The sequence below is a fragment of the Sphingomonas sp. genome, assembly GCF_035490575.1.
In the GTDB taxonomy this organism is placed as follows: Bacteria; Pseudomonadota; Alphaproteobacteria; order Sphingomonadales; family Sphingomonadaceae; genus Sphingomonas.
Genome location: NZ_DATJLI010000123.1, coordinates 1 through 1,598, shown reverse-complemented (window position 1 = coordinate 1,598; position 1,598 = coordinate 1). Strand labels below are relative to the sequence as shown.

1 protein-coding gene and 1 pseudogene are annotated in these 1,598 nt (G+C 72.3%); both read left to right on the top strand.

Features of this window, described 5'->3' with window-relative positions; translation table 11 throughout:
* A pseudogene (locus VL973_RS09340) lies at window positions 1-195 on the top strand (peptidoglycan endopeptidase); the annotation flags it as partial.
* Window positions 196-199: 4 nt separating this feature from the next.
* Window positions 200-1,598 (top strand): phage tail protein (locus VL973_RS09335; protein ID WP_325283751.1); only part of this gene is annotated, 1,399 nt, incomplete at its 3' end.

Here is a 1,598-nt window from a genome sequence, read left to right as displayed (position 1 = left end):
GGGCTGACGCGGGTGGGAGCGGGGCAGGTCGGTGACGTGGTGCTGATGCGGAGCGGGCCGGGTCAATTGCACCTGGGCGTGCTGACCGCGCGCGGCATGGTCCATGCCGACGCGATGCTGCGCCGCGTGGTCGAGCGGCCCGGCCCGCCGCCCTGGCCGGTGATCGGCATCTGGCGCGCACAGAAAGGGGATTGAACCCATGGCGACGTTGATTTTGACGACAGTCGGAACCGCCATTGGCGGGCCGATCGGCGGTGCGCTGGGCGCGATCGCGGGCGGGGCGATCGACGGCACGCTGATGCGTCCGGCGGCGCGCAACGGACCGAGGCTGAGCGAACTCAGGGTCCAGACATCCTCTTATGGCGCGGAAATCCCGCAATTGTTCGGAACGATCCGCGTCGCGGGCACGGTGATCTGGGCGACCGACCTGATTGAGACGCGTGCAACCGATGGCGGGGGCAAGGGCGCGCCCGACACGGTGCGATACAGCTATTCCGCCTCTTTCGCGGTGCTGTTGTCGGCGCGCGCCATTCGCGGCGTGCGGCGGATATGGGCCGACGGCAACCTGCTGCGCGGGGCGGCAGGGGATTTCAAGTCGGCGACCGACTTTCGCCTCTACACCGGCGGCGAGGCGCAGGCGCCCGACCCGCTGATCGCCAGCGCGGTGGGCATCGCGCGGGCAACGGCGATGCGCGGACAGGCCTATGCCGTGTTCGAGGGGATGGCGCTGGCCGATTATGGCAACCGGATTCCGTCGCTGACCTTTGAGGTCGAGGCCGATGAAGCGCCTGTCGGTGGCGGGGCCATTGCCGCCGCGCTGGCGAGCGGGGTTGCAGGCGAAGCCGGGCTGACGCCGCCGCTGGACGGCTTTTCGGCGCATGGCGGGTCGCGGCGCGACGTGGTGGCGATGCTGGCGATGACCGGGGGCGGATGGTTCGCGCCGGCGGGGGAGCGCATCGAGCTGCGGGCGGGGGAGGGCGCGGCGGTGGCCGTCGCCGACAGCGGTCATGGCGGTTCCACAGCGGTGCACCGGGTCGCCGCCGCCGACCACGCGCCGCGCGCCGTGACGCTCGCGCATTATGACGCGGCGCGCGATTATCAGGCGGGGTTGCAGCGCGCGGTCCGGCCCGGCGGCGGCTGGCGCGAGCAGCATGTCGAACTGCCCGCTGTCATGCCCGCCCCGGTCGCCAAGGCAATGGCCGCGTCATTGCTGGTGCGGGCGGAGGCCGACCGGTGGCGGCGGCGCGTGCATATCGGCTGGGAAGGGCTGTCGATCCGGCCGGGCGACCGGGTGTGCGTGCAGGGCGATACGACGCCCTATCGCGTGACGGGCTGGAACCTGGAGGCGATGGCGGTCGAGCTGGAACTGGCGCCGATCGCGGTGGTGACGGCATCGGGCGCGGCATCGCCCGGCAACCCGGTGGTGACGCCCGACCGCAGCCATGGCGCGACGATCCTGATCGCGGCCGAATTGCCGCCGCTGTCGGGGGCATTGCCGACGCGACCGCAGATTGCAGTGTTGGCGGCGGGCACGGCGCCGGGCTGGCGCGGCACGACGCTGCTTGCCAGCGACGACGGGGGTGCGAGCTGGCAGGCGG